The organism is Streptomyces fagopyri (genome assembly GCF_009498275.1).
GTDB classification, from domain to species: Bacteria; Actinomycetota; Actinomycetes; order Streptomycetales; family Streptomycetaceae; genus Streptomyces; species Streptomyces fagopyri.
Window position 1 is genome coordinate 5,365,914 of the sequence record NZ_CP045643.1, and the last position, 25,945, is coordinate 5,391,858.

23 protein-coding genes and 1 tRNA gene are annotated in these 25,945 nt (G+C 71.4%); 14 read left to right on the forward strand and 10 right to left on the reverse strand.

Features of this window, described 5'->3' with window-relative positions:
* Nucleotides 1-45: 45 nt before the first annotated feature.
* On the forward strand, nucleotides 46-276 hold the full coding sequence (locus tag GFH48_RS23130; RefSeq protein ID WP_153290078.1) for a hypothetical protein: 231 nt from the start codon (nucleotides 46-48) through the stop codon (nucleotides 274-276).
* Between the two features lie 77 nt (nucleotides 277-353).
* On the opposite strand, the gene mscL is transcribed toward GFH48_RS23130, so the two are convergent.
* The 6 genes from mscL to GFH48_RS23160 form a co-directional block, all read right to left on the reverse strand.
* On the reverse strand, nucleotides 354-824 hold the full coding sequence (mscL, locus tag GFH48_RS23135) for a large conductance mechanosensitive channel protein MscL (RefSeq protein ID WP_153290079.1): 471 nt from the start codon (nucleotides 822-824) through the stop codon (nucleotides 354-356).
* 126 nt (nucleotides 825-950) lie between these two features.
* Nucleotides 951-1,634: a hypothetical protein gene (locus GFH48_RS23140; RefSeq protein ID WP_228120897.1), complete on the reverse strand. Its 684-nt coding sequence runs from the start codon at nucleotides 1,632-1,634 to the stop codon at nucleotides 951-953.
* Nucleotides 1,635-1,919: 285 nt separating this feature from the next.
* Nucleotides 1,920-2,798 (reverse strand): S-methyl-5'-thioadenosine phosphorylase, encoded by an 879-nt coding sequence (locus GFH48_RS23145; protein ID WP_153290080.1) that lies wholly within the window; start codon nucleotides 2,796-2,798, stop codon nucleotides 1,920-1,922.
* Between the two features lie 121 nt (nucleotides 2,799-2,919).
* Nucleotides 2,920-3,243 carry an FmdB family zinc ribbon protein gene (locus GFH48_RS23150; RefSeq protein WP_153290081.1) on the reverse strand — a complete coding sequence of 108 codons (324 nt, stop codon included), beginning with the start codon at nucleotides 3,241-3,243 and terminating at the stop codon, nucleotides 2,920-2,922.
* Nucleotides 3,244-3,311: 68 nt separating this feature from the next.
* Complete coding sequence (locus GFH48_RS23155) at nucleotides 3,312-4,574, reverse strand: MFS transporter (protein WP_153290082.1); 1,263 nt, start codon at nucleotides 4,572-4,574, stop codon at nucleotides 3,312-3,314.
* Between the two features lie 265 nt (nucleotides 4,575-4,839).
* Nucleotides 4,840-6,375 (reverse strand): potassium/proton antiporter, encoded by a 1,536-nt coding sequence (locus GFH48_RS23160; protein ID WP_153290083.1) that lies wholly within the window; start codon nucleotides 6,373-6,375, stop codon nucleotides 4,840-4,842.
* Nucleotides 6,376-6,600: 225 nt separating this feature from the next.
* Here GFH48_RS23160 and GFH48_RS23165 point away from each other — a divergent pair, with 225 nt between their 5' ends.
* Nucleotides 6,601-9,372, forward strand: coding sequence for a penicillin acylase family protein (locus tag GFH48_RS23165; protein WP_153290084.1), 2,772 nt, complete (start codon nucleotides 6,601-6,603; stop codon nucleotides 9,370-9,372).
* 123 nt (nucleotides 9,373-9,495) lie between these two features.
* On the opposite strand, the gene GFH48_RS23170 is transcribed toward GFH48_RS23165, so the two are convergent.
* On the reverse strand, nucleotides 9,496-10,071 hold the full coding sequence (locus GFH48_RS23170; protein WP_153290085.1) for a 5-formyltetrahydrofolate cyclo-ligase: 576 nt from the start codon (nucleotides 10,069-10,071) through the stop codon (nucleotides 9,496-9,498).
* A 132-nt stretch (nucleotides 10,072-10,203) separates the two neighbouring features.
* On the opposite strand from GFH48_RS23170, the gene galU reads away from it, so the two are divergent.
* From galU to GFH48_RS23205, 7 genes are all read left to right on the forward strand, one after another.
* Nucleotides 10,204-11,115, forward strand: a complete 912-nt coding sequence (galU, locus tag GFH48_RS23175; protein ID WP_153290086.1) for a UTP--glucose-1-phosphate uridylyltransferase GalU — start codon at nucleotides 10,204-10,206, stop codon at nucleotides 11,113-11,115.
* Complete coding sequence (gene glp / locus GFH48_RS23180; protein WP_153290087.1) at nucleotides 11,112-12,434, forward strand: molybdotransferase-like divisome protein Glp; 1,323 nt, start codon at nucleotides 11,112-11,114, stop codon at nucleotides 12,432-12,434. Before galU ends, glp begins: the two co-directional genes overlap by 4 nt.
* Nucleotides 12,435-12,529: 95 nt before the next feature.
* Nucleotides 12,530-13,009, forward strand: a complete 480-nt coding sequence (gene moaC, locus GFH48_RS23185; RefSeq protein ID WP_153290088.1) for a cyclic pyranopterin monophosphate synthase MoaC — start codon at nucleotides 12,530-12,532, stop codon at nucleotides 13,007-13,009.
* Nucleotides 13,006-13,518 (forward strand): MogA/MoaB family molybdenum cofactor biosynthesis protein, encoded by a 513-nt coding sequence (locus tag GFH48_RS23190; RefSeq protein WP_153290089.1) that lies wholly within the window; start codon nucleotides 13,006-13,008, stop codon nucleotides 13,516-13,518. The genes moaC and GFH48_RS23190 overlap by 4 nt, the downstream gene beginning before the upstream one ends.
* Nucleotides 13,519-13,544: 26 nt before the next feature.
* Nucleotides 13,545-14,153: a GNAT family N-acetyltransferase gene (locus GFH48_RS23195; RefSeq protein WP_153290090.1), complete on the forward strand. Its 609-nt coding sequence runs from the start codon at nucleotides 13,545-13,547 to the stop codon at nucleotides 14,151-14,153.
* Nucleotides 14,154-14,363: 210 nt separating this feature from the next.
* Nucleotides 14,364-15,617 carry a divisome protein SepX/GlpR gene (gene sepX, locus GFH48_RS23200; protein WP_153290091.1) on the forward strand — a complete coding sequence of 418 codons (1,254 nt, stop codon included), beginning with the start codon at nucleotides 14,364-14,366 and terminating at the stop codon, nucleotides 15,615-15,617.
* Between the two features lie 130 nt (nucleotides 15,618-15,747).
* A tRNA-Ala gene (locus GFH48_RS23205) sits at nucleotides 15,748-15,821 on the forward strand.
* 102 nt (nucleotides 15,822-15,923) lie between these two features.
* On the opposite strand, the gene GFH48_RS23210 is transcribed toward GFH48_RS23205, so the two are convergent.
* Complete coding sequence (locus GFH48_RS23210; RefSeq protein ID WP_153290092.1) at nucleotides 15,924-16,409, reverse strand: GNAT family N-acetyltransferase; 486 nt, start codon at nucleotides 16,407-16,409, stop codon at nucleotides 15,924-15,926.
* A 58-nt stretch (nucleotides 16,410-16,467) separates the two neighbouring features.
* Here GFH48_RS23210 and GFH48_RS23215 point away from each other — a divergent pair, with 58 nt between their 5' ends.
* Nucleotides 16,468-17,271 carry an exodeoxyribonuclease III gene (locus GFH48_RS23215; RefSeq protein ID WP_153290093.1) on the forward strand — a complete coding sequence of 268 codons (804 nt, stop codon included), beginning with the start codon at nucleotides 16,468-16,470 and terminating at the stop codon, nucleotides 17,269-17,271.
* 124 nt (nucleotides 17,272-17,395) lie between these two features.
* Here GFH48_RS23215 and GFH48_RS23220 read toward each other — a convergent pair whose 3' ends face one another.
* Complete coding sequence (locus GFH48_RS23220; protein WP_153293068.1) at nucleotides 17,396-18,031, reverse strand: MerR family transcriptional regulator; 636 nt, start codon at nucleotides 18,029-18,031, stop codon at nucleotides 17,396-17,398.
* 155 nt (nucleotides 18,032-18,186) lie between these two features.
* Here GFH48_RS23220 and GFH48_RS23225 point away from each other — a divergent pair, with 155 nt between their 5' ends.
* The 4 genes from GFH48_RS23225 to GFH48_RS38640 all read left to right on the forward strand — a co-directional run bounded on the left by GFH48_RS23225 (nucleotide 18,187) and on the right by GFH48_RS38640 (nucleotide 22,035).
* On the forward strand, nucleotides 18,187-19,779 hold the full coding sequence (locus GFH48_RS23225; RefSeq protein ID WP_153290094.1) for a flavin-containing monooxygenase: 1,593 nt from the start codon (nucleotides 18,187-18,189) through the stop codon (nucleotides 19,777-19,779).
* Nucleotides 19,776-20,699 (forward strand): alpha/beta fold hydrolase, encoded by a 924-nt coding sequence (locus GFH48_RS23230; RefSeq protein WP_153290095.1) that lies wholly within the window; start codon nucleotides 19,776-19,778, stop codon nucleotides 20,697-20,699. The genes GFH48_RS23225 and GFH48_RS23230 overlap by 4 nt, the downstream gene beginning before the upstream one ends.
* Complete coding sequence (locus tag GFH48_RS23235) at nucleotides 20,696-21,574, forward strand: SDR family oxidoreductase (RefSeq protein WP_153290096.1); 879 nt, start codon at nucleotides 20,696-20,698, stop codon at nucleotides 21,572-21,574. Before GFH48_RS23230 ends, GFH48_RS23235 begins: the two co-directional genes overlap by 4 nt.
* A 116-nt stretch (nucleotides 21,575-21,690) precedes the next feature.
* Nucleotides 21,691-22,035, forward strand: a complete 345-nt coding sequence (locus tag GFH48_RS38640; RefSeq protein WP_194280650.1) for a hypothetical protein — start codon at nucleotides 21,691-21,693, stop codon at nucleotides 22,033-22,035.
* 241 nt (nucleotides 22,036-22,276) lie between these two features.
* Here the strand turns inward: GFH48_RS38640 and GFH48_RS23245 are convergent, their stop codons facing one another.
* Nucleotides 22,277-25,798 carry a S41 family peptidase gene (locus tag GFH48_RS23245; RefSeq protein WP_153290097.1) on the reverse strand — a complete coding sequence of 1,174 codons (3,522 nt, stop codon included), beginning with the start codon at nucleotides 25,796-25,798 and terminating at the stop codon, nucleotides 22,277-22,279.
* Between the last annotated feature and the right edge of the window lie 147 nt (nucleotides 25,799-25,945).

The window sequence follows — 25,945 nt, forward strand, 5'->3', positions numbered from 1 at the left end:
ATCGTGGCGTGCGGGGCCGGCACGCCCTCGGCGTACCCTGAAGGCATGAGTGGCACCCCCGCGCCCGAACCGCGCGACACCCCGGAACCGCGCACCGAGTCGTCCGGGGAGGCACGTCCCGCGCCGCGGAAGCCGACGCTGGTCTTCGACGACCCGCTGAGCCAGCAGTCCTCCGACGACACGGACCAGGGGTGGGGCGAGCGGTCGGGCGGCGACGGCGACAGCGCGGCGGACCTGAAGCGCTTCCTCGACGAGAAGCCGCCCCACCACATCTGAGCCGGGCAGTGGGGCCGCCGACAGCGGCCCCCGCCCCGTCGGGACCGGCCCCCCGCCGGTCCCCGCGGCTTCGTGAACTAGTCGGGCCGCTGCCCCGAACCGCGCTGAGCCAGCAAGGCGTCGCGGATCTCCTTGAGCACCTCCAGCTCGGACACCTCGATGACCTCCTGCGTGCCCTCCTTCGCCTTCTGGCGGGCGGCCTGCCGGGCCAGGAACTTCGACATCGGCAGGACCATCAGGAAGTAGACGACGGCCGCGGTGATCACGAAGCTGAGCGTGGCGCCCAGCACCGAACCCCACATCATGCGGACGCCCGTGGCGGTGTCCCCGCTGCCGTGGCACGGCCCCTTCAGACAGGAGGTGTAACTGTCCAGGTTCTTCGTGCCGACCGCGCTCACCAAGGGGTTGATGATGCCCTTCACCACCGAGTTGACGATGTTGGTGAAGGCGGCTCCGATGACCACCGCGACGGCCAGATCGATGACATTGCCCCGCATGAGGAAGGTTTTGAAACCCTCCCAGACGCCGGGTTGCTGCTTCTCGCTCACCAAGAGGCCCCTCTGCACAAGTTGCGGAACAAACAGCTCCGCAACCTACGGCAGGACATGCGGGAGCTGTCCAATTCCGTAGCTCCGGTGTGGGACTTGACACTGATTCGATATCAGGCGGAGTCCTCAGCACAGTGTCACCGCCAGCCGTGAGGTGATGCCCGCGCCCGCCAGCCGTGCCCCGGCGGGCCGGGGTACGGACAGCACGACCAGCGCACCGGGTTCGGTACTTCCGGAGTCCGGCACCGCGCTCACCCGGGCCCCTGCCGCGACCACGCGCCCCTGACCGCGGCCGTCCGACGCGACCACGTCGACGCGGTCCCCCGGCCTGAGCAGCCGCACCGTGGCCGCGTCGGCGATCCGCACCGGCGCCGCCACCATCTCGCCCCCGCCGGTTCCCCGTACGGCACCGGAGGCGGAACGGGAGGGTGAGGAGGGGAACGACGAGGAAGCGGAGGAGGAAGCGGACGCGGGTGGGGCCGACGGCGAGGCGGAGGCCGGGGACGCCGGGTGACCGCGCGCCCGCTCCACGGCTCGGGGGCCGGCCGCCACGAGGGCCGCCGCGGTGACCGCGAGACCAGCGGCCACCGCCCGCCGCCGGTGCCGGGTGAGGCGCCGCAGCCCGTACCGCCCGCCGCGTACGCGAACGGGCGGGAACTGCGGCACTTCGCAGGTCGGGGGCGCGTCCACGCTGGGCGGACGCTGCTCGTACACGTCATAGGGGTCGGGCGGGCCCGAGGGGACCACCGCGTCCCAGGGGAGGACGGGAGCCGTGGGGAGCGGCCGGACGGAAGGAGAGAGCTGGGCCATGGGGAACCACCACCTGCGACGAGGGACCGGGCTTGCGATCCCACGATGAGGCCTCGCGGCGGATCCCGTCGGAGCCGGTGGATCCCCGACGAGTTGTGGACAACTCCCTCACCCGAACGAGGAGTTCCACCCGTCCGGACGGGTCTCCCGACCAGTCCCTCCAAGCCCCTTCACCGGCATCCGCGCCAGCCTCCGCACCGGCTTCTTGACCGGCTTCTCCACCAGCCTCTCCACCGGTTCGTCCTCACCGGCCCGTCCCCCCGGCTCCTCCCCGCGCGCCGACCGTCACGGCAGGTCGAACCCCGGATCCATGCCGCCCATCGCCGTCGTGCACAGGCAGTCCCGCGTCCCGTTCTCCGGCAGCCCCGCCACCACGTCGAACAGCACGTCCCGCAGCCGGTCCACGTTGGCGGCGAACACCTTGAGGACGTCGTCGTGCGAGACGCCCTCGCCGGCCTCCGCGCCCGCGTCCAGGTCGGTGACCAGGGTCAACGACGTGTAGCAGAGCTCGAGTTCACGAGCGAGCGCGGCCTCGGGATGGCCGGTCATGCCCACCACCGACCAGCCCTGCGCCTGATGCCACAGCGACTCGGCGCGGGTGGAGAACCGCGGCCCCTCGACCACCACGAGCGTGCCGCCGTCCACCGGCTCCCAGTCCCGCCCGCGCGCCGCCACCAGAGCGGCCTCGCGGCCGACAGGGCAGTAGGGGTCGGCCATCGACACGTGCACCACGTTCGGCACCGTGCCGTCCGGCAGCGGCAGTCCGTCGAAGTACGTCTGCGCGCGCGCCTTCGTCCGGTCGACCAGCTGGTCCGGCACGAGCAGCGTCCCCGGCCCGTACTCGGGGCGCAGACCGCCCACCGCGCAGGGCCCGAGGATCTGCCGGGCGCCGACGGAGCGCAGCGCCCACAGGTTGGCCCGGTAGTTGATGCGGTGCGGCGGCAGATGGTGGCCGCGGCCGTGGCGCGGCAGGAAGGCCACCCGTCGCCCGGCGATCTCGCCGAGGAACAGGGAGTCGCTGGGCGGCCCGTAGGGGGTGTCCACCTGTATCTCGGTCACGTCGTCGAGGAAGGAGTAGAAGCCCGAGCCGCCGATGACGCCGATCTCAGCCGCGGCCGGCTGCTGCTCCCCGGCCGGGTTCAGTGGGTTCTCCGTGTTCGCCATGAACCGCACCCTAGCCGGGGCCGGGGCCGGGGCACACCGAAGACCCCGCCGTCGGCTGACGGCAGGGCCTGGTGGAAATCGCGTCCCGCGTGGCGGACCGCACCGCGTCCCGCGTGGCGGACTAAGCGGCGGAGCTGCTGGACGAACCGCTGCCCGACGACTTCGACTCCGAGGACGACGAGGTCGTCGAAGACGAGGACGAGGACGAAGAGGACGACGCCGGTGAGGACGTCGACGGCTTGGACGCCGGCGAGCTCGTCGACGAGGAGCCGCGGCTGTCATTGCGGTAGAAACCGGAGCCCTTGAAGACAATGCCGACGGCCGAGAACACCTTCTTCAGGCGGCCACCGCAGTTGGGGCACTCGGTCAGGGCATCGTCGGTGAACTTCTGCACCGCCTCGAGGCCCTCGCCGCACTCGGTGCACTGGTACTGGTAGGTCGGCACTTGTCTTCCTCCTGGCACTCTCACTCAGTGAGTGCTAACGACGGTCCATACTGACGTATTCCGAGAGATCAGTCCACTGTCACCGGCACTCGGTGACCGACGCCACGTGCGACGGTGCGGCCGGCGGGTCGTGTCGCGAGCCGTGAGCGCAGGGCCAGCAGGGTGATCAGCGCCAGGGCCGTACCGCCCATCGGCACCAGGAATCCGGCGCCGTCCCACAGGCGGTCCTCCATCTGCCCGGCCACCGTGACGGCAGCGGCCTGGCCGAGGGCGACGGCGCCGGTCAGCCAGGTGAAGGCCTCGGTGCGGGCGCCGGCCGGCACCAGCCCCTCGACCAGTGTGTAGCCGGTGATCAGGGCCGGAGCGATGCACATGCCGACCAGGAGTCCGATGCCGACGAGCGTGGCCACGGAGTGGGCGGCCCACAGTCCGGACGCGGTGAGCGTGAGGGCTGCGTAGCCGACGACCAGGCGCCTGCGGGGGGCCACCTTCCAGGCGATGGCGCCGCAGACGACGCCCGACAGCATGTTGCCCGCGGCGAAGACGCCGTACAGGACGCCGTTCATACCGGGCTCGCCGATGGACTCGCTGAACGCGGCGAGCGAGACCTGCATGCCGCCGAAGACGGAACCGATGCCCAGGAAGGTCACGATCAGTACGCGCACCCCGGGGATCCGCAGCGCGGAACCGTGCTCCACGCGCGCGTGGCCCTCGCGGGCGGTGGCGGGCTGGGTGCTCTTCTGCGCGGCGAACAGGAGGCCGCCGACCAGGGTGAGCGTGGCCTCGGTCAGCAGGCCCGCCGCCGGGTGCACGGTGGTGCACAGGGCGGTCGCGAGCAGCGGGCCCAGGACGAAGGTCAGCTCGTCCGTGACGGACTCGAAGGCCGCCGCGGTGCTCATCAGGGGCGAGTCGTGGAGCTTCACGCCCCAGCGGGCGCGCATCATGGGCCCGATCTGCGGCACCGAGGCGCCGGTCGGCACGGCGGCGAGGAAGAGGGCCCACAGGGGGGCGTCCGACAGGGCCAGGGCCGTCAGGCAGAGGGCGGCCAGCACGTGCACCAGCACGCCGGGCAGCAGGACGGCCCGCTGTCCGTGGCGGTCGGCGAGACGGCCCGTGAAGGGCGCGAACAGCGCCATGGAGACACCGGTGGCCGCGGCGACGGCGCCGGCGGCCCCGTACGAGCCGGTGGTGTGCTGGACGAGGAGCACGAGGGAGATGGTCAGCATCGCGAACGGCTGGCGCGCCGCGAAGCCGGGAAGCAGGAACGTCCAGGCGCCGCGGGTGCGCAGCAGCTGTCCGTACCCGGGGCGGGAGGTGACCGTGGATGCCACGGCCCGTGCCTTTCTGCCGCCTGGTAGCGCGCCCGTGCGGGGGCGCCGAGAGCTGTCCTCTTGCGCGGAACTGCGGTAGATGCCGCGCCGCCCACTGCGAGGGCACCGCGACCGCCATACGGTCGCGCCAGCTCTGCGTCAGGCAGAGTTGGTTCGATCAAAGTATGCCTTCATGGTACAGGGGGAGATGCGTGCGGTACCTGTGAAAGCGAGCACCACCGTGCCGCTCGCCTGTGAATGCGCAACGGGGTGGATTCCCGGCGTCTCAGCGTCCGCTGCCGCCGCCCAGGGGGCCCAGCCAGTCCGCGAGCTTGCCGCCCTGGCCCACCGCGCGCAGCCGCCGTTCGGCCGCGTCGCGGACCGGGTCGGTGGCCACCACCAGCAGTTCGTCGCCGCGCCGCAGCACCGTCGTGGGCATCGGTACGAAGGAGGTCCCCTCGCGTACGACGAGGGTGACGGCCGCGCCCGCGGGCAGGCGCAGCTCGGCGACCTCGACGCCGTGCATGCGCGACCCCTTGGGGATCGCCACGGACAGCAGGTGCCCCCGCAGTCGCTCCAGGGGCGCGGATTCGATGCCCAGGTCGGCGGGGCCCGTGGACTCGCCCAGCCGCAGCGTGCGGGCCAGCCAGGGCAGCGTGGGGCCCTGGACGAGGGTGTAGACGACGACCAGGACGAAGACGATGTTGAAGATCCGGCGGCTCTCCTCGATGCCGCTCACCATCGGGATGGTCGCCAGGATGATGGGCACGGCGCCGCGCAGCCCCGCCCAGGACATCAGCGTCTGTTCCTGCCAGGGGATGCGGAAGGGCAGCAGGGCGGCGAAGACGCTCAGGGGCCGGGCCACCACGGTCAGCGCCAGGCCGATGACGAGCGCGGGCCAGATGTCGTCGCCCATCTCGTGCGGTGTGACCAGCAGGCCGAGCAGGACGAACATGCCGATCTGGGCGATCCAGCCGAGTCCCTCGGCGAAGCCCCGGGTGGCGGGCCAGTGCGGCAGCTTGGCGTTGCCGAGCATCATCGAGGCCAGGTAGACGGCGAGGAAGCCGCTGCCGTGCGCGAGGGCGCCGGCCGCGTAGGCGGTGACGGCGATCGCCATCACGGCGATCGGGTAGAGGCCGGAGGCGGGCAGCGCCACGTGCCGCAGCCCCCAGGAGCCGAGCCAGCCGACCGCGAGGCCCATGGCCGCGCCGATGGCCAGCTCCAGGGCTATCTCTCCCACCAGTACGTACCAGTGCTCGACGGGGCCGGCCGTGCTGAACGCGACGACGAGGATGACCACCGGGGCGTCGTTGAAGCCCGACTCGGCCTCCAGGACGGCCGTCACGCGGGAGGGGAGGGGGATTTTGCGCAGCACCGAGAAGACCGCCGCGGCGTCCGTCGAGGACACCACCGCGCCGATGATGAGCGCCTGCCGCCACTCCAGGTCGATCAGATAGTGGGCGGCGGCGGCCGTGACGCCCACGCTCGCCGCGACGCCGACCAGTGCCAGCGAGGCGGCGGCCGGAAGGACCGGCTTGATCTCCTTCCACTTCGTGCCGAGGCCGCCCTCGGCCAGGATCACGACCAGGGCCGCGTATCCGATGACCTGGGTCAGCTCGGCGTTGCTGAAGTGGATGTCGCCGACGCCGTCCTGGCCCATGGCCATGCCGATGCCCAGGTAGACGAGCAGGCTGGGGAGCCCGCTGCGCGAGGAGATCCGAACCGCTGCCACCGCGACGAGCAGGACGAGCGAGCAGACGAGCAGGAGCTGGTTGAGGTGGTGGACAGTCAGCGGCCGTTCCCTTCTCGCCGATCCGGGCACGGGATCCGAGCTTGTCGATCCGAACGCCGGAAGTCGGTACAGCGGTCCAAGTACTTCGTTACCTTACCTAACTCTTGACGCTTTCTTGACGCTCCTGAGGCCGAGATCAAACGCTCGGCCGTCCGGGTACCCGACTCCGCGTCAAGGCGCGGTGGGCCCTGCGCCTATGGTTGCTCCAGCACTCCAGGACCGCCTGCCGCTCGCGTTAGGACAGCAAGGACAGCGATGCCCCCGAACACCACCGCCTCTTCCGGCCAAAAGCCCGGCAAGTCCGGCAGGAAGAAGGGGCGCCGAGCCCGTCTGATCCTGATCGTCCTGGTTCTGGCCCTGATCGGAGGCGTGGCCTACGGGGGGTACTGGGGAGTCAGCACCGTCCGTGCCTCCTTCCCGCAGACCAAGGGCTCCCTCACGCTCGAAGGGCTCTCCGGGCCCGTCGACGTGAAGCGGGACGGCTACGGGATCCCGCAGATCTACGCGTCCTCCGACGAGGACCTGTTCATGGCCCAGGGCTACGTCCAGGCGCAGGACCGGTTCTACGAGATGGACGTGCGCCGCCACATGACCTCGGGCCGGCTGTCCGAGATGTTCGGCAAGGGCCAGGTCAAGAACGACGAGTTCCTGCGCACGCTGGGCTGGAACCGGGTCGCTAAGGAGGAGTACGACACGAAGCTGTCGGCCTCCACGAAGAAGTACCTCCAGGCGTACGCCAAGGGAGTCAACGCCTACCTGAAGGGCAAGGACGGCAAGGACATCTCCCTGGAGTACGCGGCCCTCGGTTTCACCAACGACTACGCGCCCGAGGCGTGGACCCCGGTCGACTCGGTGGCCTGGCTCAAGGCGATGGCGTGGGACCTGCGCGGCAACATGCAGGAGGAGATCGACCGCTCCCTGATGACCAGCCGCCTGGGCCCGAAGCAGATCGCCGACCTGTACCCGGAGTACCCGTACGACCGGAACAAGACGATCACGCAGAACGGCGCGTACGACAGCGTCACGCAGTCGTACGTCCAGGGCGGCTCGGCGGGCACCGGTGGTACCGGCCAGTCGGTGGCGGGCACCGGGCTGGCCGGCGACACGACGGCGCCGGGCGGTCTGCAGAGCCAGCTCTCCAAGCTCTACGACGTCCTAGACGACGTGCCCACGGCCGTCGGCGTCAGCGGCAACGGCATCGGCTCCAACTCCTGGGTCGTGTCCGGCGAGCACACCATCACCGGCAAGCCGCTGCTGGCCAACGACCCGCACCTGTCGGCCTCGCTGCCCTCCGTCTGGTACCAGATGGGCCTGCACTGCACCGCGGTCTCCAGCAAGTGCTCGTACGACGTCTCCGGCTACACGTTCGCCGGCATGCCCGGCGTGATAATCGGCCACAACCAGAACATCGCCTGGGGCATGACCAACTCCGGGGTCGACGTCACCGACCTGTACCTGGAGAAGATCACCGGCGACGGGTACCAGTACGACGGCAAGGTGAAGCCCTTCACCACCCGCAAGGAAACGATCAGGATCGCGGGCGGCGGCAGCAAGACGATCGTCGTGCGCACCACCAACAACGGACCCCTCCTGTCCGACCGTGACGACGAACTGGTCAAGGTCGGCAAGAAGGCCACCGTCGACTCCGCGGCGCCCGACCGCGGCGACGGCTACGCCATCGCGCTGCGCTGGACCGCGCTGGACCCCGGCACCTCCATGGACGCCGTCTTCCGGATCGACAAGGCGGCGGACTGGAACGAGTTCCGCAAGGCGGCCGAGTCCTTCGAGGTGCCCTCGCAGAACCTGGTCTACGCCGACGGAAAGGGCCCCAAGGGCCACATCGGCTACCAGCTGCCCGGCAAGATCCCGACCCGCCCCAAGGGCGACGACGGTTCGCTCCCCTCGCCCGGCTGGGACCCCAAGTACAGGTGGACCGGCTACATCAAGCAGGCCGAACTGCCCTACGAGTACGACCCGAGGCGCGGCTACATCGTCACCGCCAACCAGGCCGTCGTCGACAAGGACAAGTACCCGTACACGCTCACCACGGACTGGGGCTACGGCGCGCGCAGCCAGCGGATCACCGATCTGATCACGACGAAGACCGGCGGTGGCGGCAAGATCTCCACCGACGACATGCGGCAGATGCAGCTGGACAACAGCAGCGAGATCGCGAAGCTGATCGTGCCCAAGCTGCTCAAGCTGGACATCGCCGACAAGAACGTCCGTGAGGCGCAGAAGCTCCTGGAGGGCTGGGACTACACCCAGGACGCCGACTCCGCGGCGGCCGCCTACTTCAACGCGGTCTGGCGCAACATCCTCAAGCTGGCCTTCGGCAACAAGCTGCCCAAGGAGCTGCGGGTCAAGGGCCAGTGCCTGTACGTCGACCCGGTCGACAACACCGGTCCCGCGGACGACGACCGTAAGGTCCTGGAATGCGGTCAGCGTGACGCCGACCAGGCGCAGCCGGACGGCGGCGACCGCTGGTTCGAGGTGGTCCGCAAGATCATCGACGATGAGCACAACGACTGGTGGAAGGCGCCCAAGACGCGCCTCGACAGGGCGATCGACACCCGTGACGAGCTGTTCGTGCGGGCCATGAAGGACGCCCGCTGGGAGCTGACCGCCAAGCTAGGCAAGGACCTCGACACCTGGAGCTGGGGCCGGCTGCACCGCCTGTTCCTGAAGAACCAGACCCTGGGCACCGAGGGACCCGCCTTCCTTAAGTACATGCTCAACCGCGGCCCCTGGAAGCTCAGCGGCGGCGAGGCGACGGTCAACGCGACCGGCTGGAACGCCGCGGGCGGCTACGGAGTGGTCTGGGTGCCGTCGATGCGCATGGTGGTCAACCTCGACGACCTCGACAAGTCGAAGTGGATCAACCTCTCCGGGGCGTCCGGGCACGCCTACAGCGCGCACTACACCGACCAGACGGAAAAGTGGGCGGAGGGTGAGCTGCTGCCGTGGGCCTTCTCGGCGAAGGCGGTCGACAAGAGCACGAGCGACACCCTGGTGCTCAAGCCGTGAGGCGCTGACGGCATCAGCGCGAAGGGCCCTCCACGCACGCGTGGAGGGCCCTTCGCGCGTCCCGCGGGCCCGCCGGGCCGCCCGCACCCGGCCGGGCCGCCACGGGGCACGTCACGGGGCACGTCACCGGAAGCGCCGAACCCCCGAAGGCGTCACCACCGCGTGCACCGGACGGTCGTGCGGATCGCGCGGGACGTCCTCGACGACCTCGGTGTCGTACAGGAGCACCACCAGGGCCGGATCGGCCCCCGCGCGCTCCAGACGGGCCAGTACGCGGTCGTACGAGCCGCCGCCGCGCCCCAGACGCAGTCCGCGCCGGTCCACCGCGAGGCCGGGCAGCAGGACGGCGTCGGCCTCCTGGACGGACTCGGGGCCCAGGCGCTCACCCGCGGGCTCCAAGAGGGCCATCCGCCCACCGTGTTGGACCCGGGTGAGAGAGCCCTCGCCCGTGTACGCGCCCCAGTCCAGGTCGTTGTCGGCCATGAGGACCGGCAGCAGGACACGCACGCCGCGGGCGTGCAGGGCGTCCAGGAGCGCGCGGGTGCCCGGCTCACTCCCCATGGATACGTATGCCGCCACCGTGCGCGCCTGCGCCAACTCCGGCAGCTCCAGCGCGCGCACGGCCAGGGCTTCGGCCGTCTCCCGCAGGTCACCGGCTGTCAACCTGCTTCTCACCGCCAGGAATCCTTGGCGCAACATTCGCTTGTCAGGCTCGGCCTCACGTCCGGCGTGATGCACAGATCGCTCCCCGTGGTTCTTTATCTGCTCATATGAGAGCCAACTGACCGGAGCCACAGATTCTGCTCATAGCCACCGGATATGGTTACGGGCATGACTGAGTCGCACCCCAGGATCAGCAAGGCTGTCATCCCCGCAGCAGGCCTCGGCACGCGGTTCCTGCCTGCCACCAAGGCCACTCCCAAGGAGATGCTGCCGGTCGTCGACAAGCCGGCGATCCAGTACGTGGTCGAAGAGGCCGTGTCGGCGGGTCTCGACGACGTCCTGATGATCACGGGCCGCAACAAGCGCCCCCTCGAGGACCACTTCGACCGCAACTACGAGCTGGAGTCGGCCCTCCAGAAGAAGGGCGACGCCAGCCGGCTCGCCAAGGTCCAGGAGTCCAGCGACCTCGCGACCATGCACTACGTGCGCCAGGGCGACCCCAGGGGTCTCGGTCACGCGGTTCTGTGCGCCGCCCCGCACGTCGGTCACGAGCCCTTCGCGGTGCTCCTCGGCGACGACCTGATCGACCCCCGCGACCCCCTGCTGGCCCGCATGGTCGAGGTCCAGGAGCAGCACGGCGGCAGTGTCATCGCGTTGATGGAGGTCGAGCCCGAGCAGATCCACCTCTACGGCTCCGCCGCCGTCGAGAGCACCGGTGAGAGCGACCTGGTCAAGGTCACCGGCCTGGTCGAGAAGCCGGACCCGGTGGACGCGCCCAGCAACTACGCGATCATCGGACGCTATGTCCTCGACCCCCACATCTTCGACATACTGCGCAAGACCGAGCCGGGCCGCGGCGGCGAGATCCAGCTCACCGACGCCCTCCAGCAGCTCGCCGCCGACGAGAAGGTCGGCGGTCCGGTGCACGGCGTCGTCTTCAAGGGCCGCCGCTATGACACCGGGGACCGCGGCGACTACCTGCGTGCCATTGTCAGACTCGCGTGCGAACGTGAAGACCTGGGCCCGGACTTCCGGACCTGGCTTCGCAGTTACGTAGCCGAGGAGATGCAGGGATCTTGAGCAGCGCCGCCGCCCGCACCACCGGCCAGGACCGCCTCTGGTCGGTGGACGACCACCTGGAGGACATCCTCGCGACCGTCCGCCCCCTCGAACCCATCGAGCTGCAACTCCTCGACGCCCAGGGCTGCGTCCTGGTCGAGGACGTCACGGTGCCGGTCTCCCTGCCGCCGTTCGACAACAGCTCGATGGACGGGTACGCGGTGCGGGTCGCGGATGTCTCGGGCGCCGGCGAGGAGTACCCGGCGGTGCTCACCGTCGTCGGCGATGTCGCGGCTGGCGTGGGCGAGCTGCCGCACGTGGGTCCCGGGCAGGCCGCCCGCATCATGACCGGTGCCCCGCTGCCGCCCGGCGCCGAAGCCGTCGTCCCGGTGGAATGGACCGACGGAGGGCTCGGCGAGGGCCCGGTCTCCGGGATGCGCGCCCACAGCGCCGCCCCCGAGGGCGCCTCCGGCCAGGTGCGGGTGCACCGACCGGCCGAAGCACGCGCCCACGTGCGCGCGAAGGGCAGCGACGTGCGGGCGGGCGACCTCGCTCTCGGAGCGGGCACGGTCCTCGGCCCCCCGCAGCTCGGCCTGCTGGCCGCGATCGGCCGCGGCACCGTCCGCGTGCGCCCCCGCCCGCGCGTGGTCGTCCTGTCCACCGGCAGTGAACTGGTCCAGCCGGGCGAGCCGTTGGACACCGGCCAGATCTACGACTCGAACAGCTTCGCCCTGTGCGCCGCCGCCCGCGACGCCGGGGCCATCGCCTACCGCGTGGGCGCGGTCGCCGACGACGCCGAGACGCTCCGCTCCACCATCGAGGACCAGCTCATCCGCGCCGACCTGGTGGTCACGACCGGCGGTGTGAGCGTCGGCGCGTACGACGTCGTCAAGGAGGCCCTGTCCTCGGTGGGCGACGAGGACGAGGAGGGCGCCGGCGTCGACTTCCGCAAGCTCGCCATGCAGCCGGGCAAGCCCCAGGGCTTCGGCTCCATCGGCCCCGACCACACCCCGCTGCTCGCCCTGCCAGGCAACCCCGTGTCGTCGTACGTCTCCTTCGAACTGTTCGTCCGCCCCGCGATCCGCACGCTCATGGGCGTGGACGACGTCCACCGTCCCACCGCCAGAGCGACCCTGGAGACCGAGAAGGCGCTGACCTCGCCCTCGGGCCGCCGGCAGTTCCTGCGGGGGACGTACGAGGACGGCAGGGTGACACCCATCGGCGGCGCCGGATCCCACCTGGTCGCGGCCCTCGCGCACGCCGACGCGCTGATCGTCGTGCCCGAGGACACCACCTCGGTCGAGCCCGGCACCGAGGTCGAAGTGGTTCTGCTCGGCTGACCGGCCGCGGCCCCGGAGGGTCCTGCCCGGCTGCCCGCCCCGAGTTGGCGGTACCGTGTCGCGCACAACAGGCCCGACCGGGAGCGCTGCCGCACATGAGTACGCAGGACCGACTGACCCACATCGACGAGGCGGGCGCCGCCCGCATGGTCGACGTCTCCGGGAAGGACGTGACCGCGCGCACCGCCCGCGCGAGCGGCCGTGTCCTGGTCTCCCCCCGTGTGGTCGAACTGCTGCGCGGCGGGGGAGTGCCCAAGGGCGACGCCCTGGCGACCGCGCGCATCGCGGGCATCATGGGCGCCAAGCGCACCCCGGATCTCATCCCGCTGTGCCACCCGTTGTCGGTGTCGGGTGTCAAGATCGACCTGTCGGTCGCGGACGACGCCGTCGAGATCCTCGCCACCGTGCGGACCACCGACCGTACGGGCGTCGAGATGGAGGCCCTCACCGCGGTGAGTGTGGCGGCCCTGACCGTGATCGACATGGTCAAGGCGGTCGACAAGGGGGCGGTCATCACGGACGTACGGGTCGAGGAGAAGACCGGCGGGAAGTCGGGCGACTGGAGCCGGGCATGACGTCACCGTCGTACCGCGCCCTCGTGGTCACCGCCTCCAACCGGGCCGCCGCGGGTGTCTACGCGGACCGGGGCGGGCCCCTGGTCGCGGAGGGGCTCACGGCGTACGGCTTCACCGTCGACGGCCCCCGGGTCGTGCCCGACGGCGACCCCGTGGAGGCGGCGCTGCGCTCCGGCGTGGAAGCCGGGTACGACGTCATCGTGACCACCGGTGGCACGGGGATCTCGCCCACCGACCGGACGCCCGAGGCGACCCGGCGGGTAGTGGATCACGAGGTGCCGGGCATTCCTGAGGCCATCAGGGCGTTCGGAAGAGAGAAGGTCGCGACGGCGGCGCTGTCCCGGGGGCTCGCCGGAGTCGCGGGACGGACGCTGATCGTCAACCTGCCGGGTTCCACCGGCGGGGTGAAGGACGGTCTGGCCGTCCTGGAGCCCCTGTTGGTCCACGCCGTGGAGCAGATCCGCGGCGGCGACCACCCCAGACCCAGCGGCAGTGGGGGTGCGAGCTGAACAGCCCGTCCTGGCCCGTCGAACTGGTGGACGGCGACGTCGTCCTCCGGCCGATAAAGGTGCGCGACCAGCGGGCATGGCGCGAGGTGAACCGGCGCAACCGCGACTGGCTGCGGCCCTGGGAGGCGACCATTCCGCCCCCCACCCCCAGCGGGCCGATAGCGCACCGGCCGACCTACCGGCAGATGGTCCGCCATCTGCGCGCCGAGGCGAACGCGGGCCGGATGCTGCCCTTCGTGATCGAGTACCAGGGCCGTCTGGTGGGCCAGCTGACCGTCGCCGGGATCACCTGGGGCTCGATGTGCTCGGGGCACGTCGGCTACTGGGTGGACCAGGCGGTGGCGGGGCGCGGGGTGATGCCGACGGCCGTGGCGCTGGCGACCGACCACTGCTTCCGCACGGTGGGACTGCACCGTATCGAGGTCTGCATTCGCCCGGAGAACGGACCCAGCCGCCGCGTCGTGGAGAAACTCGGATTCCGCGAGGAAGGGCTCCGGCCGCGTTATCTCCACATCGACGGGGCCTGGCGCGACCATCTCGTCTTCGCGCTCACCGCGGAAGAGGTGCCCGAGGGGCTTCTCGGACGCTGGCAGCGGGCACGCTCACAGAACCGGAGCAGGCCGAGTACCCAGTAAATGAAATGCGTGTTCGAAATTGATCGGTCGGCGATCACCTCGGAACCATCTCGGTGCCTCTCGGAGTCGTCCCACGGCATTAAATTCACGCGTCCCGGCGGCCTGCTGATCGCATCGGTCACAAAAAAAGCTCGAAATATCAGCCAGATCGTGCGACACACCGACTCAATTGGCAGATGGCCTCACGCAAACCCCTCTACCGTGTGAGGCGTGAGCAGCAGCGGCCTCATCTACGCAGTCATCGTCGGGGCCTGGGCCGCCTACTTGGTGCCGATGTGGCTCCGTAGGCAGGACGAGCTGAACGAAGCCCGTCCGACGGAACGCTTCAGCACCGCCATCCGGCTGCTGTCCGGACGGGCGGGGATGGAGCGCCGGTACGCCAAGGACCTGCGGACGCGCTCCACCGAAGAGGGGGAGCCCAGCGCAGCCCCGGGCGGCGCCACCGATTCGGTGGACGTCCGGGCCTTCGCCATGCCTCCGGCCCGGGAACACACCAAGGCCCAACTCCCGCAGTCCGCCGAGCCGGAGCCCCAGCAGGCACCGCAGCCGGCCGCCCGGCAGAGCGCCCCGCAGGGCTCCGCCGCGACCGCCAGACCGGTGCCGCAGCAGCCGGCGCACCCCGAACCCCTGCCCGCGGCATCGTCGCCGTCGGCCTCCGGCGCGGCCGCGGCCTCGCGGGTCGCCGCCGAGCGGAGGGTCTCCGCGGCGGAGGCCGCAGCACGCGCCCGGCGCTCGAAGGTGCTCGCGCGCCGGCGGCGCACGACCGTCATGATCTTCCTCGCCTTCACCTGCGGCGCGATCGTGGCGGCCGTCGGGGGACTCGCGTTCCTGTGGGCTCCCGGCGTGCCCGCCGTGATGCTGAGCTCGTACATCGTCTATCTGCGGGCCCAGGAGCGGCGACGCTTCACCTATGTCATGGACCGCCGCCGGGCCGAGGTCGCCGCGCAGCGGCTGCGCGAGCGGCAGCCCCGCCGGCGCGCCGTCCTCGACGCGGGCGTCGACGACCAGGACGAGGGCCCCGAGCCGGAGACCGACCCCGGTCTGTCCGCGCTCGCGGCCGACCGCCGCGCCCTCGTCGAGCAGACCGACCACGCCGAGTGGGTCGACCAGCAGCGCGAGCGCCGGCGTGGCCCCGGCCGCGGTGACAGCTGGGACCCGGTGCCGGTACCGCTGCCGACGTACGTGACCGCGCCCGTCGCACCGCGGGCCACCTCCAGCGTCGACCTGGGGGCGCCGGACACGTGGAGCTCCGCGCGCTCCAGCGCGGTCGAGCCGGCCGAGCCGGAGGGTGAGCCCGCAGAGGAGGGCGGACCAGCCGAGGCCGCCGAAGGGGCCGAGGCCGACGGCGACGGTCGCAGCGACGCGCGGCGCGCCGCGTCCGCCCGGCGGGCCCGCGAGCGCGGACGCACCCCGCTGTTCGACCAGTACGAGGACGGCGAGCGGCCGCGCGCCGCCAACGAGTGACCCCGGGCGCGGGCCGCGCGGCCCCGGGCGCGCGGCCCGCGGTGACCGTCTGTTCGGGAGCCCCGGCTGACCAGCCAGGAACGGATTTCCAAGCACCCGGATGAGGATGCTAGAGTTTCACTCGTTGCAAGGGCCTGTGGCGCAGTCTGGTAGCGCACCTCGTTCGCATCGAGGGGGTCTGGGGTTCAAATCCCCACAGGTCCACCGCAATTCAGAAACCCCGCCGGATTCGTCCGGCGGGGTTTCCGCGTGTTCGGGATGCCGCGGGATGTCGCGGATGCTTCGGCGCGACCCCGGCGCCCCGGCTCAGGACGTGGACAGCGGTTTGGCGAAGCACATGCTCAGGTCGTGGAACCGGTAGTAGCCGAACTTGACGCAGGGCGCGTAGCCGCTGGAGGTGTAGAGGGCGACCGCCTCGGGCTGCTTGGCGCCGGTCTCCAGGACCATCCGGGTGCGGCCGGCCGCGCGGGCGTCGTCCTCCAGGGCGGCCAGGATGCGGCGGGCGAGGCCGAGACCGCGGGCCTGCGGGACGACGTACATGCGCTTGAGCTCGGCGTCGCCGTCCGTGTACCCCTCGTCGTTCTCGTCCTGACCGCGCCAGCCGCCCGTCGCGACCGGGCGGTCCCGCTCGTCGTACGCGAGGAGGTACAGGCCGAGCGGCGGCTTGAACATCGACGCGTCCAGCGGTGTGACATCGCCCTCGTCTCCGTAGCGCTCGGCGTATTCGGCCTGCACCTGGTCGTTGAGCTTGACGGCGTCGGGGTGGTCGAAAGGGACCGGGTGGATATGCATACTAAAGATCGTACATGTATGCATGCGGGGAGCGGAACGGATTAAGTATCGTGCCCGGGTGCTGACTGTCACCTCTGTGAATGTGAACGGGCTCCGGGCCGCCGCGAAGAAGGGTTTCGTGGAGTGGCTCGCGGAGACCTCCGCGGATGTCCTGTGCCTCCAGGAGGTGCGGGCGGAGCCCGGACAGCTGCCCGAGGAGGTGCGGGCGCCCGAAGGGTGGCACGTCGTGCACGCCCCGGCCGCCGCCAAGGGCCGCGCGGGCGTGTCCCTGTACACCCGCCGCGAACCCGACCGGGTCCAGGTCGGATTCGGCTCCGAGGAGTTCGACACCTCCGGCCGGTACGTCGAGGTGGACCTCCCGGGCGTCACCGTGGCCAGCCTCTACCTGCCCTCGGGGGAGGTCGGCACCGAGCGGCAGGACGAGAAGACGCGGTTCATGGGCGAGTTCCTCACCCACCTGAAGGGCCTGCGCGAGCGTGCGGCCGCCGACGGGCGCGAGGTCGTGGTGTGCGGCGACTGGAACATCGCCCACCGGGAGGCCGACCTCAAGAACTGGCGGGCGAACAAGAAGAACTCCGGTTTCCTGCCCGAGGAGCGCGAGTGGCTGGGCCGGGTCCTGGACGCGTCCGACGGCGGATACGTCGACGTCGTACGGGCTCTGCACCCGGACACCGAGGGTCCGTACTCGTGGTGGTCGTACCGGGGGCGGGCCTTCGACAACGACAGCGGATGGCGCATCGATTATCAGATCGCGACCCGGGGACTCGCCGACAGGGCGGTGAAGGGCTTCGTGGAGCGGGCGGCCACTCACGCGGAGCGCTGGTCGGACCATGCGCCGGTGACCGTGGTCTACGACCGGTGACCGTGGTCGGCGGCTGAACGCGGTCTTCGACCGATGACCGTGGTTCTTCGGTCGCCGCCCATGGTCTGCGGCCTGTAGTAGTGGTCCACGACCGGTGGTCGGGGGTGCGGCTCGTGACGGTGGACTAGGGCCGCTGGTCCCGCTGGTCCCGTAGCCGCCGGTCCAGGGCCATCGACAGTTCCGCCTCCACCACGCTCTTCGCCAGGGGGCGCAGCCGGGTCAGGTCCTCCGTCGTGCGGTTCTCGCTCAGGACGATGCCGGCGAAGAGGTCGGCGAGCGCCTCGGCGTGGTCGCGGACGCGGCGGGCCGTGGTCAGGACGTCGGCGAGCGGGATGCCCTCGCGGACCAGGGCCGCCGAGACGTCGAGCAGACGGCGGCTGATGTGGACGATCTCGCCGCCGTCGGTGCCGAGGTAGCCGAGGTCGAGGGCGGCGGCGAGGTTCTCCGGAGTGGCCTGGCCCGCGAAGACGTCGGCCAGTTCCTCGGGGGAGAGGCGGACCGGGGTCTCCTCGGTGGGCTCACCCAGGCCGAGGAGCTCGCCCACGTCGCGGCCGTGGTCGAAGGCCTCGGCCAGTTCCGCGATGCCGTTGAGCGTGTGGCCGCGCTCCAGCAGCGCCGAGATCGTGCGCAGACGGGCCAGGTGGGTGTCGTCGTACCAGGCGATGCGGCCCTCGCGGCGGGGCGGCGGTATCAGCTTGCGCTCCCGGTAGAAGCGCAGGGTGCGCACCGTGATGCCGGCTTCCTCGGCCAGCTCCTCCATCCGGTACTCACGCTTCTCCGCCACGTGCGCACCCTACGTCGTACCCCCGGTAACTTTCCCGGTCGCGACCCCTACCCATCAGTACGGAGCTGCTCTACGCTCCCCATTGCGCCAGTGTTCACTGGCGGGGTCGTGCGGGCTAGGGAGGCGTCGGGATGACCGAGCACGAACATGTACGCGTGGCGGTGATCGGGTCCGGGTTCGGTGGGCTGGGGGCGGCGGTGCGACTGCGCCGTGAAGGCATCACCGACTTCGTCGTCCTGGAACGGGCCGGCGGCGTGGGCGGCACCTGGCGGGACAACAGCTACCCCGGGTGCGCCTGCGACGTACCGTCCCATCTGTACTCGTTCTCGTTCGCGCCGAACCCCGACTGGCCCCGCACCTTCTCCGGGCAGGAACACATCCGCGCCTATCTGGAGCACGTCACCGACGTCTTCGGGCTCCGCCCCCACCTGCGCCTCGACTCCGAGGTGAAGCGGATGACGTGGGACGGCGAGAAGCTGCGGTGGGACATCGAGACCAGCAGCGGGTCCCTCAGCGCCGACCTCGTCGTGTCCGCCACCGGACCGCTCTCCGATCCCAGGATCCCGGACATCCCGGGGATCGACTCCTTCCCCGGCAAGGTCTTCCACTCGGCCCGCTGGGACCACGACTACGACCTGCGCGGCAAGCGCGTGGCGATGGTCGGGACCGGCGCCTCGGCCATCCAGATCGTGCCCGCCGTCCAGCCCGAGGTCGCGCGCCTCACCCTCTTCCAGCGCACCCCGCCCTGGGTGATGCCCCGCGTCGACCGTGCCATCAGCGGACTCGAACGCGGACTGCACCGCGTACTCCCGTTCACCGCCCAGGCCCGTCGCGGAGTTCTCTGGGGCATCCGTGAGCTTCAGGTCCAGGCGTTCACCAAGCGGCCCGACGAACTGGGCCTGATCGAGCGGCTGGCCAGGCGCAACATGGCGCGGGCCGTCAAGGACCCGGAGCTGCGCGCGAAGCTGACGCCGGACTACCGGATCGGCTGCAAGCGGATCCTGCTCTCCAACGCCTACTACCCCGCGCTCACCCGCCCCAACGTGGACGTGGTGGCCTCCGGGCTCGACCGGATCGAGGGGTCCACGCTCGTCGCGGCCGACGGCAGCACGGCCGAGGTCGACGCGATCGTCTTCGGTACGGGCTTCCACGTCACGGACATGCCGATCGCCGACCGGGTGGTGGGCGCGGAGGGCAGGACCCTCGCCGAGGCGTGGCAGGGCGGGATGAGCGCCCTGCGCGGAGCTTCCGCGGCCGGCTTCCCCAACTGGATGACGATCATCGGGCCCAACACCGGTCTCGGGAACTCCAGCATGATCCTGATGATCGAGTCCCAGCTGAACTACATGGCCGACTTCGTACGGCAGTTGGGCGTGCTCGGCGGACGGGTGGCCCTCGACGCGCGGCCCGCCGCGGTGGCGGACTGGAACCGCAAGGTCCAGGAGCGCATGAAGCGCACGGTGTGGAACACCGGCGGCTGCACCAGCTGGTACCTCGACGCGCAGGGCCGCAACACGACGGTCTGGCCGGGCACGACGACCGAGTTCCGCACGGCCACGCGCCGGTTGGACCTGGGGGAGTACGAGGTGCTGCGGGCCCCGGGACCGCGCCCGGCGGGTGGCGCCGGGCGCGACGACGACGCCGGGCAGGAGCGGCCGGGGGAACAGGGGCGGCGGCAGGGCGAGCGGCCGGGGAACCAGACGAAGGCGGAGGCCGGGGCGTGAGCCGACCGACGCATGTGACGAGCGGCCCCTACGCGCCGCCCGCCCCCGCCCGCGAGCTGACCGCGGTCTCCGCCGACGGCGCCCGGCTGCACGTCGAGGTGCACGGACCCGCGGACGCCACGGTGCCCACCGTGGTTCTCGCACACGGGTGGACCTGCTCGACCGCGTTCTGGGCGGCGCAGATACGGGACCTCGCCGCCGACCACCGGGTGATCGCGTACGACCAGCGCGGGCACGGGCGCAGCCCCGCGAGCGACGCGTGCGGCACGGACGCGCTCGCCGACGACCTGGAGGCCGTGCTCGCCGCGACCCTCCGGCCGGGCGAGAAGGCGGTGCTGGTGGGGCACTCCATGGGCGGGATGACACTGATGGCCGCCGCGACGCGACCGCGGTTCCGGGAGCACGCGGTGGCGGCCCTGCTGTGCAGCACGGGCAGTTCACGGCTGGTGGCCGAGGCGCGCGTGCTGCCGCTTCCCGCGGGGCGGCTGCGTACCGGGATCACCAAACGGGTCCTCGGGTCGCGGGCGCCGCTCGGGCCTATCACGCCGGTCGCCCGCGCGATCCTCAAGTACGCGACCATGGGCCCCGGTTCGTCGCCGGGCATGGTCGAGGCGTGTGCGCGGATCGTGCACGCCTGTCCGCGCGCGGTGCGGCACGCCTGGTCGCAGGTGCTCGATCTGCTCGACCTCGACCACGGGGTGCGGGAGCTGACGGTGCCGACGGCGGTGGTGGCGGGGACGGCGGACCGGCTGACGCCCCTGGCGCACGCGCGCGCCCTGGTCGCGACGCTGCCGAACTGTGTCGGCCTCACCGAGCTGACCGGACTCGGGCACATGACACCCGTGGAGGCTCCGGACGTGGTGACCGGACGGATACGTGAACTCGTCGCCGACTACGCACAGATCAAGGAGGGCGCATGAGCAGGGTGAGCCTGGAGGGACAGGTCGCGGTCGTCACGGGGGCCGCGCGGGGGGTCGGTGAGCTTCTCGCCCGCAAGCTGTCCGCGCGGGGCGCCAAGGTCGCGCTCGTCGGCCTGGAACCGGACGTGCTCAAGCAGGTCTCGGAGCGGCTGCTCGGCGAGAGCGACCACTGGTACGCCGATGTCACCGACCACGAGGCGATGACCCGGGTCGCGGGCGAGGTGAAGGAACGGTTCGGGAAGGTGGACATCGTCGTCGCCAACGCCGGTGTCGCGAACGGCGGTCCGTTCGTGGACTCCGATCCGGTCGCCTGGCGCCGGGTCATCGAGGTCAACCTCATCGGCTCGGCCGTCACCGCCCGTGCGTTCCTGCCCGTACTCATGGAAAGCCGGGGGTACTTGCTGCAGATCGCGTCGCTCGCGGCGATGACGCCGGCGCCCATGATGACCGCGTACTGCGCCTCCAAGTCGGGTGTCGAGGCGTACGCGCACAGCCTGCGCGCGGAGGTCGGCCACAAGGGGGTGCGCGTCGGCGTCGGGTATCTGTCCTGGACCGACACCGACATGGTGCGCGGGGCCGACCAGGACGACGTGATGCGCGAACTGCGGCAGCGGCTGCCCTGGCCGTCCAACAAGACCTATCCGCTCGGACCGGCCGTCGACCGGGTCGTCGCCGGGATCGAGCGGCGGTCGAGCCATGTGTACGCGCAGTGGTGGCTGCGCGGCGTGCAGGGCCTCCGCGGTTACCTGCCCGGGGTCATCGGGGCGGTCGGACAACGGGAGATGCGGCGGTTCGAGCCACGGCTGGGGAGCGTCGGCAAAGGACTCGTAGGAGCCGGCGGGGCAGCCGACGACGGACGAGAACAGGGCACCTGACCTCGGGTTATTCGCCCCGCATCACTGTGGGTTACTGATCGAAATGCGTGCGTAGTGTCCCCGTGTAAGTCTGGTCGAGCCCGATCCCCTCACCCACAACATGGGAGTGAAACAGCATGGGCAAGAAGGACCAGATGCAGAACAAGGCGGAGCACATGAAGCAGCAGGGCAAGAAGAAGATGGACCAGGAGATCAGCGAGCCGGGACGGCGTTCTCCGCAGCAGTCCGGCCAGCACTCTCCCCAGGGGACGGGCCACCGGGCCCCGCAGGAGGGCTCGGCCCAGCGTTCGCCGCAGGCGGCGGGCCAGCGTTCGGCGCAGGGTTCGGCCCAGGGTTCCGCCCAGGGTTCGGCCCAGCGTTCCACGCAGGGTTCGGCCCAGGAGCGTGACCGCTCCATGCCGGAGAACGAGCGCGTGCGCCGTGAGGCGCAGGACCGCTTCGACCAGGACTACGACGCCTGACGTCAGAGGTCTGCTTGAAGCTTGAAGTCTGAGTGGGGCGCCCCGACTTCGGGGCGCCCCATTCGGCTGCGCGTCGTTCGGCGACCAGAAGCCGGTCTGCGGGCGGGTGTCGGCCGGCGGGCATGAAGCCGGTCCGTGGGCTGGTGTCGGCCGGTGGCCGGACGCCGGTGAAGGGGCGAAGGCGTCGGTCGATGGCCGGTGGCCGGTGGCCGGTGGCCGGTGGACGGTGGACGGTGGCCGGTCAGCGGGTGCGCGGCGGCAGCTTCGGGCGGGTGCGGTCCGGTACGTCCGAGAGGTCGGGCGGCGAGGCCGCCGGGTGGGTGCTCAGCAGGTCCAGGGCGAGTTGGATCGCGGTGTCCATCTCGGCGTGACGGCCCTCGGCCCAGTCCAGCGGGGTGCGCAGGACCTCCAGGTCCGGGGCGACACCCCGGTTCTCGACGGACCAGCCGTACGCGTCGAACCAGGCCGCGTTCATCGGGACCGTGATCACCGTGCCGTCGCCGAGCTGGTGCCGGCCGGTCATGCCGACGACCCCGCCCCAGGTGCGCTGGCCGACCACCGGACCGAGCCCGAGCAGCTTGAAGACGGCCGTGATCATGTCGCCGTCGGAGGAGGTCGCCTCGTCGGCGAGGGCGACCACCGGGCCGCGCGGGGCGTTCGAGGCGTACGACACCGGCTGGGCGTTGCGCGTCAGGTCCCAGCCCAGGATCCTGCGCGTCAGCTTCTCGACGACGAGTTCGCTGATGTGGCCGCCCGCGTTGCCGCGTACGTCGACGAGGAGCGCCGGGCGCGAGACCTCCAGACGCAGATCACGGTTGAACTGCGCCCAGCCCGAGCCGCCCATGTCCGGGATGTGGAGGTAGCCGCAGCGGCCGCCGCTCAACTCCCTGACCACCTCACGGCGTTTGGCCACCCAGTCCTGGTAGCGCAGCGGCCGTTCGTCGATCAGCGGCACCACCGCCACCCGGCGCGAGGGTCCCTCGCCCGACGACGGGACGAACGTCAGCTCCACCGTCGTACCGCCCGCGCCCGCGAGCAGCGGGTACGGGCCCGTCACCGGGTCCACCGGGCGGCCGTCGATGTGGGTGAGCACCGAGCCCTCGCGGATGCCGGTGCCGGCCAGTGGTGAGCGGGCCTTGGAGTCGGACGAGTCGCCCGGCAGGATCCGCTTCAGTGTCCAGCAGCCGTCCCGGCGGACGAAGTTGGCGCCCAGCAGGCCCTGCCAGCGCTGGTAGTGACCGGGTCCCTCGTTGCGGCGGGCGGCGGCGACGTAGGCGTGGGAGGTGCCCAGTTCGCCGAGGACCTCACGCAGCAGGTCGGCGAACTCGTCCGGCGACGCGACCCGTTCGACCAGCGGGCGGTACTGGGCGAGCACGGCGTCCCAGTCGATGCCGCACATGTGGGGTTCCCAGAAGTAGGCGCGGATGATGCGGCCCGCCTCGTCGTACGCCTGGCGCCACTCGGCGGGCGGGTCCACCTCGTGGAGGATGCGGCGCAGGTCGATCCAGACCGTCGAGTCGCTGTCTCCGGGCTCGGTCGAGGGGACGGCGCGCAGATCGCCCTCGTCGACCACGACCAGCCGGGAGCCGTCGCCGCTGACCGCGAACCAGTCCAGGTGGCCGACGAGTTCGGACTTCTTCGCCTTGCAGATGTTGAAGTACTCCAGGGTCGGACGCCCCGAGGTGTCGTCGGGGTTGGCGAAGGTCTCGCCGAGCGCGCCGGAGATCGGCCAGCGCAGCCAGACCAGGCCGCCGCCCGCGACCGGGTGGAGCGCCGAGTACTTGGAGGCGGTGACGGGGAAGGGGGTGACCCGGCTCTCCAGGCCCTCCAGTTCGACGCTGACGGCGCCGTCGGCGCCCTCGTCCTCGACCGGGTCCAGGCCTCCGGCGACCGGCCGTCCGTCGGGGTTCAGGGCGAAGGGCGAGGGGGTGGCGGAGGACAGGGGGACGAGATACGGGCGGCAGCCCAGCGGGAAGGAGAGGTCGCCGGTGTGGACGTCGTAGACGGGGTCGAAGCCGCGCCAGGAGAGGAAGGCCAGATAGCGGCCGTCCCTGGTGAAGACCGGGTTCTCGTCCTCGAAGCGCCCGTTGGTGACGTCGACGACGAGCCGGTCCTTTATCCGCGCCATCTTGATCTGGCGCAGGGACCGTCCCACCCCCGGGTGCGACCAGGTCAGCCAGGCTCCGTCCGGGGAGAACGCGAGATCCCGGACCGGTCCGTTGAGGGAGCGGATCAGCTCCGTGACCTCGCCGCCCCCGTGTTCCGCCCGGCCGGTCCCGCGGGATTCCCCCGCCTCCTCGGCCTCCTCGGCGCCCTTGCCCTCCTCCGCCGCAGTGCCCGCAGTGCCCGCCGTCGTCCCGGTGGCCTCTTCCGCGGCCTCCGCCGCGTCCGTCTCCTGCGTCGCTCCTGCTTCTCCTGTCCCCCCTACCTCTTCTGTCTCCTTTGTTTCTCCGGCCCCCTCCGTCGTCCCCTCCGCTGCCCCGTCCGTTTCTCCCGCGTCCTCCGTCGCGTCGAGGAGCAGCAGCCGTCCGTCGTTCGAGGCGATGGCGAGCCGTTCGCCCTGGGGGTCCGAGACCAGCTCCAGGACGCAGCCCAGCTCGCCGGAGGCCAGACGGCGTGGCTCGCGGGCGCCGGAGGCCCGCGGCAGATAGGCGATCTCGACGGCGTCCTCTCCGTCCGCGTCCGTCACATAGGCGACCTGGCCGCCCGAGCCGAGCATCTCGGGGAGCCGGACCCGTACCCCCGGGGTGTCGGCGATGGTGCGGGCGGGCCCGTCGCGGTGGGTGAGCCAGTACAGGCTGCCGCGGACGACGACGGCGCCGGCCCGCCCGGTCTCGTCCACGGAGATGGCGTCCACGTGCTGGGCCGCGGGCACCTGGTAGGGGCGCCGTCCCGCGCGCTGCCCGCCGAGGCGGACGTCGAGCCGGCGCGGCAGCGAGTCGGGGGACAGGTCGTCGACGATCCACAGGTCCCCGGCGCACTGGTACACGACCCGGCTGCCGTCGCTGGAGGCGTTGCGCGCGTAGAACGCGTCGTGGTCGGTGTGCCGGCGCAGGTCGGAACCGTCGTACGCGCACGAGTACAGGTTGCCGATGCCCTCGTGGTCGGAGAGGAACGCGATCCGGCCGCCGACGAACATGGGGGAGTCGAGGTGGCCGTCGATGTCGGCGAGCAGACGCCGTCCGTGCAGCCACAGCCGGCCCATGGCGCCGCCCCGGTAACGCTTCCAGGAGGCGGGATCGTGCGGCGGGGTGCCGGTGAGCAGCAGGGTCCTGCGTTCGCCGTCGATGTCGGCGACCGCGATGTCCGAGACCGGTCCCCAGGGCAGGTTGCCGCCGGGGTCGCCGTCGGTCGGGACGCTGTGGGCCCAGGTGAAGTAGGAGAAGGGCTGCCCGTGCGAGGCGACGGCGAGGATGTCGCCGTCGGGGGACCAGCCGCAGACCCGGGTGTCCGCGCTGCCCCAGTAGGTGAGGCGGCGGCCCGGGCCGCCGTCGACCGGTGCCAGATGGATCTCCGGCACCAGGCTGCGCCAGCTCGTGTACGCGATGTCTCTCCCGTCGGGGGAGAAGCGGGGGTGTCCGGCCTTGGTGCGGTCCACGGTGAGCCGCCAGGCCCGTCCCGGCCCGTCCAGCGGTGCCACCCACAGATCGTCCTCGGTCACGAAGCACAGCCGGTCGCCGCTCAGGTGCGGGAGGCGCAGGTATCCGGCGGTGTGGTCGGTGGTGTCCTTGTCCGCGGTCGCCTTCTCGTACTCGTCGCTCACCTCCCCATGCTTTTCCCCTCGGAGGGCCCCGGCAACTTGTGCGGGGGACGCGTTCGGCGCGGGGTGCGCGTGAGGGTGCGCCCGACGGCGTGCGTGACCCAGCACACGTACGAAACGGTTTCGTTTCGCTGATGGTCGGGGTATCTT